General features: G+C 40.6%; 7 protein-coding genes. 3 read left to right on the top strand and 4 right to left on the bottom strand.

Going from position 1 to position 5,231, the window contains the following annotated elements:
* Positions 1-217: 217 nt before the first annotated feature.
* Positions 218-1,036 (bottom strand): squalene/phytoene synthase family protein, encoded by an 819-nt coding sequence (locus HMPREF0083_RS23985; RefSeq protein ID WP_021624524.1) that lies wholly within the window; start codon positions 1,034-1,036, stop codon positions 218-220.
* 323 nt (positions 1,037-1,359) lie between these two features.
* On the opposite strand from HMPREF0083_RS23985, the gene HMPREF0083_RS28520 reads away from it, so the two are divergent.
* On the top strand, positions 1,360-1,533 hold the full coding sequence (locus HMPREF0083_RS28520; protein WP_021624525.1) for a hypothetical protein: 174 nt from the start codon (positions 1,360-1,362) through the stop codon (positions 1,531-1,533).
* A gap of 840 nt (positions 1,534-2,373) precedes the next feature.
* Here the strand turns inward: HMPREF0083_RS28520 and HMPREF0083_RS23990 are convergent.
* The 3 genes from HMPREF0083_RS23990 to HMPREF0083_RS27635 form a co-directional block, all read right to left on the bottom strand.
* Entirely contained in the window at positions 2,374-2,829 is a 456-nt protein-coding gene (locus HMPREF0083_RS23990; protein WP_021624527.1) for a carboxymuconolactone decarboxylase family protein, read from the bottom strand.
* A 234-nt stretch (positions 2,830-3,063) separates the two neighbouring features.
* Positions 3,064-3,468 (bottom strand): sigma-70 family RNA polymerase sigma factor, encoded by a 405-nt coding sequence (locus tag HMPREF0083_RS27630; protein ID WP_021624528.1) that lies wholly within the window; start codon positions 3,466-3,468, stop codon positions 3,064-3,066.
* A gap of 24 nt (positions 3,469-3,492) precedes the next feature.
* The gene (locus HMPREF0083_RS27635; RefSeq protein WP_021624529.1) at positions 3,493-3,615 is read right to left on the bottom strand and encodes a sigma factor; all 123 of its coding nucleotides are present in this window, start codon (positions 3,613-3,615) and stop codon (positions 3,493-3,495) included.
* A gap of 143 nt (positions 3,616-3,758) precedes the next feature.
* Between HMPREF0083_RS27635 and HMPREF0083_RS24000 the strand changes: the two genes are divergently transcribed.
* Positions 3,759-4,016, top strand: a complete 258-nt coding sequence (locus HMPREF0083_RS24000; protein ID WP_021624530.1) for a hypothetical protein — start codon at positions 3,759-3,761, stop codon at positions 4,014-4,016.
* Positions 4,017-4,370: 354 nt separating this feature from the next.
* Positions 4,371-5,168, top strand: coding sequence for an SDR family NAD(P)-dependent oxidoreductase (locus tag HMPREF0083_RS24005; protein WP_021624532.1), 798 nt, complete (start codon positions 4,371-4,373; stop codon positions 5,166-5,168).
* Positions 5,169-5,231 lie beyond the last annotated feature (63 nt).

The raw sequence follows: 5,231 nt of genomic DNA on the forward strand, positions 1-5,231 counted from the left end.
CAGGATTCCATTGTTGCCCATGATGCCACTGCTGTCCGGGATTCCATTGTTGTCGATTTTCACACATATTTTTCCCTCCAAAGATAGTAGTCTATTTTCTTTTTCTAAAATATGTGGTCAGGAGAGGAATGTGAGAAAAAAATAAGCCCAAAACGTTTTATAGAATAAGCCAAACCTGAATGCATTCAAGTTTGGCTTGTTTGAGTTAACTTAGTGTTTACGCTTCAGTCACTTGTCTAACAAGATGAGTTACTGTAGCGCGATCGAGTTTTTCTTTACCTGCTGCTAAAGCGTCAAGTGTACCATAAGCCAAAATGAGTGGTATTCGGCAGAAAATAAGAATTGTTCCCGATTTAATGCTCTTTAAGTATGCATCTGCCAATGCCAAGTTACGTCTGGCATACGAAAACATGTCTTCTGCTTTCCATTCATCAGGAAAAAAGTCTACCCCCCGGGATAAATCCTCGGCACGATTGCGAATAATATTGACAGCCTGTAGGCCCCGACCAAAAGCAACCGCTAAGTCCCGATCCGTTTCAATATCATCATGCCACTTCCAAATCTCTGATAGCAGTATACCGACCAAGCCTGCAACATAAAAAGTGTAGTCGTCTAAATCTTTTTCGTTCTTGATTCTCCATTTTTTGGAAATCCAATCTGCCATTCCGTTTGCCATAATTGCTGTGGCCTTCTGGATGTTAGGTGCGATGGAAGGGGGACTAAGCTTTACCCAGTCTCCTAATCGTAAGGTGACTTCTGGAAGAAGGGAGTTGTGCGGTTGAAATAGTGCCATCAATTCGTTATCATCGATGGGCTTTTCCAGAAGAAGACTGACTGAGCGCAACAGGTTAATTTTCACGTCGGATGGAAGTCCGGGGTGATCTTCTATCTCATCTATAGCTCTCATGCATAGGTAGGCTGAAGCAACGGATTCCTGTAAGCCTGGAGATAGATGACTAATTGGAATAAAGAAAGTGCGACTGGTTTCCAACAACATGTCCATTGCACTTTTGTGTAAATCAGTTGTTTTTATCATATGGAACAACACCCCTTTTCGATTCTGCAAACGCTTTTTATTAGTTTACCCTATATATAAGAACTACAAAAATAGTATTCTTCATTTGAATAAATGTCTAACAAGGCCGTTTACGCAAAAAAAGATTAAGCGAACTACTATGAACTTTTCTTTATCTATCTGCCTAGCCAGCCGGTAATAAGCAATGAAAAGATAAAAGCAGTAAAAGCGAGCACGAGTTACAGTGCGCTTCCTGTTTGAAACCTATAGGGATTTGCTTTACAAGCTGAATAGAGATAAATCATACCACACCTGTTTATTATCCATAGGTTGGAAGGGAGAAGATGCACGCATCGGCGCGTTCTCTCGTTTTTTCTCACAAGAAAGAGATACGACCGCTTCGTGGCACCAAGTCTGGACCGGCAAAACATCTGGGCCTCTCGGTACGGGAGACGAACCGACACCCGTTTGGGGCACGGTGTGGTGGCTATCCACTCTGGATCGTACTGGATAATTAACACCCTTGGAATCATACAATGTTTCGCATACTATTTCTCCCTGTTACTCTGTAAAACGATTTAAATCCAAATAGGTTTCACATATTTATCTTTTCTATCCTATAATCCACTATTATGTAAAATAACCACATTGAAAGCACAACGTTTTTTATATTTTGCTTTGTACTATATAGCAAAATTAGGTTAAAGAAGTGGCTAGTTATTGAAGCTGCTTATATCGGTGAAGAGGATATCCTCATAATAAGGTGCTTCAGTTAAAAAGTGAACGGAATGTATGGGGAGACTTAGGGGCAAATTGGAGTCTGGAGACGAGTCAAGACAATGTGCTATAAAAAGGAGTAAAGAAGAATGGTATGTATCATTACTTACCTCTGCCTATAAACAAATCCTAATGAGGTCATAATAAGCGATGAACGCTTAGAATTCAAGTGGTTTTTGCTATCAGGGGCAGTTAATATCTCACTTCTAGACGACTCTAAAAGTCAATGGGGGTACTTCCAAAATAAAAAAAGCATCGTCCTTTAGCTAACAGGTATATCCGTTCCGGACATCATACAAGAAAAAGTTCCTAAAGTGAAAAAGAAGATGGGGCTGGTTAGGCTGACTTTCTGGACATCCCCTTTATTTTTTATCTGTACTATGCATTATGCTTCTATATACACCTGATTCGATGAAGCGGTACATTTTTGTGGCGGGAGATAAGAAAAGAAGGAAGGGCGGTGGGCGGGAGCGGTCGGAAAAAGACATGCTGTCCTTTCTTCTGCCGGAACGCAGGGCGCATCGATCCCCTTCTTTTTTCCGAATCTTCCCCTTCCAGCCACCTAAACTTTTGTTGCTACATCAAGTGATTTCTATATAAGAGAGAGGTATTTTTCTTGTGGCTATGGCAATACGATTCCAAGCATTAATAGTAACAATGGCCATAATAATTTCTGAGGTTTTAGTTTCGTCGAAATACCGACGGACTTCGTTGTATACATCATCTGCTACATGACCTTCTGTTACCAGGGTAATAGCTTCTGTTAAAGCCAAAACAGTACGCTCTTCAGGCGTGAAGAAAGGAGTTTCTCGCCATGCGTTAAGAGCATAAATGCGTTGCTCTGTTTCGCCAATTTTACGTGCGTCCTTAGTGTGCATGTCGATGCAGAATGCACAACCATTGATTTGGGAGGCGCGGATTTTGATTAGCTCTCTCAGCTTTTTATCAATACTAGTAGACATCAGATATTTTTCTAATCCAAGCATTGCGGTATAGCCTTTCGGATTTGCTTTCTCCATAAAAAATCTTGTTTCCATGTGAAATCCTCCTTGAAAGTAATTTGTAAAAGTAAGAAGTGAACTTTCGTGACTTTATGTACTGCCATCATTTCTTACCCTTACTTACTTAACAGAATATCTATCGAATTTGTGACACAAATACCAATACTAGCTGGTCATTTTTCATCAGCAGAACTCCTCGTTGATTATTAATGTAAACAGGAAGAAGATTCCTTTCAAAATATCCTTTCGGAGCAATTCCTTTGAATAAAGTCAGGATACGATACCGGCTAATGATTGGACTAGAGCATCTTCTTTTTCCGTATTAGAAGATGAGACAGGCACCGCTTGATGCAATTTTTTCTTGATACGGCTGTAGATTTTACGGCAATTTCCCTCCGATTTATTTAAAGCTTGGGCGATCTCGCTGTAACTGTAATCAAGTACTTCCCTCGGGATGAACACAGCCCTTTCCACAGCGTTTAGCTGATTTAACATAACGAGAAAAGCATAGGAAATGGCTTTGTCTTTCACGACTAACTCCATCGGATTTTGTTCCGAAAGGTTGATTTGAGGTTCAGGAAGCCAAGGACCTATGTAAATTTCCCTTTTTTTACGGGCTGATTTCAGGAGGTTGATACATCGATTCGTTACCGATTTAACTAAGTACGCTTTCATGTTATATACATGATCTGTATCGAGTTACTGCACTTCGAGAAACGCTTCCTGAACGATGTCTTCCGCGTCAGCTAAGGAGCCGAGTATGCGATACGCAATTGATGTGAGCAATGACAGGTGTTCCTTATAGATGATTTCTAGCTTCATAGCAGTCTCTCCATCTGTATTTTTGTATGGTTCGGAGTAATAGTGACATGTTACTCACATATGTTAACCGGTTTTCTTGAATGTTCTTAAAAAGACTTGTTTTGTTTTTATTTGGAAATTAAAGTGAAGGAAAGGAGGCCATCATGAAAAAATGGAAAGCACTTGATATAGTCCAATTAATTATATCCTTAGTTGTGGTATCTATGTCTCTCGTAAACTTGTTAACTTCTCCAACGCACGATTACTTTCAGGGTTTTGTAATACAATTTTTTGTCGGCTTAATGTTTGGCGTTATGGCGCTTAATCATTTCATTCAAAAACAAAAAAAGTTTGCTATTTTCCTGTCGTTTGTAATGCTCTTTAGCTTTTATGCATCTTTTTATATTTTTAACGTCCGATAACAAAGACGTGTTCAGGAAACATGTCTAGATAGGATTATTTGTAGCGTAGTAGCTGGGAGATTTGTTGGACTGCCATTGTACCTATATACACCTGATTCGATAAAGCGGCATATTTTTGTGATGGGAGATAAGAAAAGAAGGGGGCGGTGGGCGGGAGCGGTCGGAAAAAGACATGCTGTCCTTTCTTCTGCCGGGACGCAGGGCGCACCCACCCTCTTCTTTTTTCCGAATCTCCCCCTTCCAGCCACCTGAACTTTTGTTGCTACATCAAGTGATTTCTATATAGCAAATGTGTACAGATGTATTGTAAAATTACTTTAATTCTAAATTTTTTAAATTGAGGGGAAGACAATTATGGATGTACATACTTGCTTTAAAGGAAAGGTATGTCTTGTTACTGGTGCAGGCAGTGATTCAGGAATTGGTTTTGCGACAGCTAGGATCATTGGCAAGCTAGGTGGCAGGATCGCCATTGTATCAACAACGGAACGCATTCACGAACGTGTGAATGAATTGAAGGCAGAGAAGATACAAGCTTGTGGTTATGTAGCCGATCTAATGGATCGCGAACAGACTCGAACATTGATTGACACTGTGCTCGATAATTTCGGGAGAGTTGATATCCTTATTAATAATGCGGGGATGGCACAAGTAGGCTCTCCTGAAAAGTTTATTCCTTTTGCAGAAATAGACGATGAAGAGTGGGATTTATCCATTTCTCGTAATCTTACGACGTGCTTTAATGTAACCCGGACCGTGCTTCCTCATATGATCGAAAATGAATACGGAAGAATTATTAATGTCTCATCTGTTACTGGCCCATTGGTAAGCAATCCGGGAGAATCCGCCTACAGTGCAGCAAAAGCTGCCATGGTGGGCATGAGCAAAGGGATTGCTATTGAGGTTGCCAAGCATAACATTACAGTAAATAACGTGGCACCCGGATGGATTGCTACCGGATCACAGACGAAGCACGAAGCAGAAGCGGGGTATAATACTCCAATTGGTCGTAGCGGTCGTCCAGAGGAGGTAGCACATGTTATTGCTTTTTTAGCATCTGAGCATGCTTCGTATGTTACAGGTCAACTATTCGTTGTTGACGGTGGCAATACGCTTCAGGATTATAAAGGACCGAGTGAGCATTATTATTAATAATGGGGCGGACTACTATATATCTGACTTCAAGGGTGTTGATTATCCAGTATAATCCAAAGT

The sequence above is a fragment of the Aneurinibacillus aneurinilyticus ATCC 12856 genome (genome assembly GCF_000466385.1).
GTDB classification, from domain to species: Bacteria; Bacillota; Bacilli; order Aneurinibacillales; family Aneurinibacillaceae; genus Aneurinibacillus; species Aneurinibacillus aneurinilyticus.

Bases quoted from the DNA above. Each gene is read 5' to 3' on its own strand.
- HMPREF0083_RS23985 (WP_021624524.1), bottom strand. From the start codon at position 1,036: ATGATAAAAACAACTGATTTACACAAAAGTGCAATGGACATGTTGTTG.
- HMPREF0083_RS28520 (WP_021624525.1), top strand. From the start codon at position 1,360: ATGCACGCATCGGCGCGTTCTCTCGTTTTTTCTCACAAGAAAGAGATA.
- HMPREF0083_RS23990 (WP_021624527.1), bottom strand. From the start codon at position 2,829: ATGGAAACAAGATTTTTTATGGAGAAAGCAAATCCGAAAGGCTATACC.
- HMPREF0083_RS27630 (WP_021624528.1), bottom strand. From the start codon at position 3,468: ATGAAAGCGTACTTAGTTAAATCGGTAACGAATCGATGTATCAACCTC.
- HMPREF0083_RS27635 (WP_021624529.1), bottom strand. From the start codon at position 3,615: ATGAAGCTAGAAATCATCTATAAGGAACACCTGTCATTGCTCACATCA.
- HMPREF0083_RS24000 (WP_021624530.1), top strand. From the start codon at position 3,759: ATGAAAAAATGGAAAGCACTTGATATAGTCCAATTAATTATATCCTTA.
- HMPREF0083_RS24005 (WP_021624532.1), top strand. From the start codon at position 4,371: ATGGATGTACATACTTGCTTTAAAGGAAAGGTATGTCTTGTTACTGGT.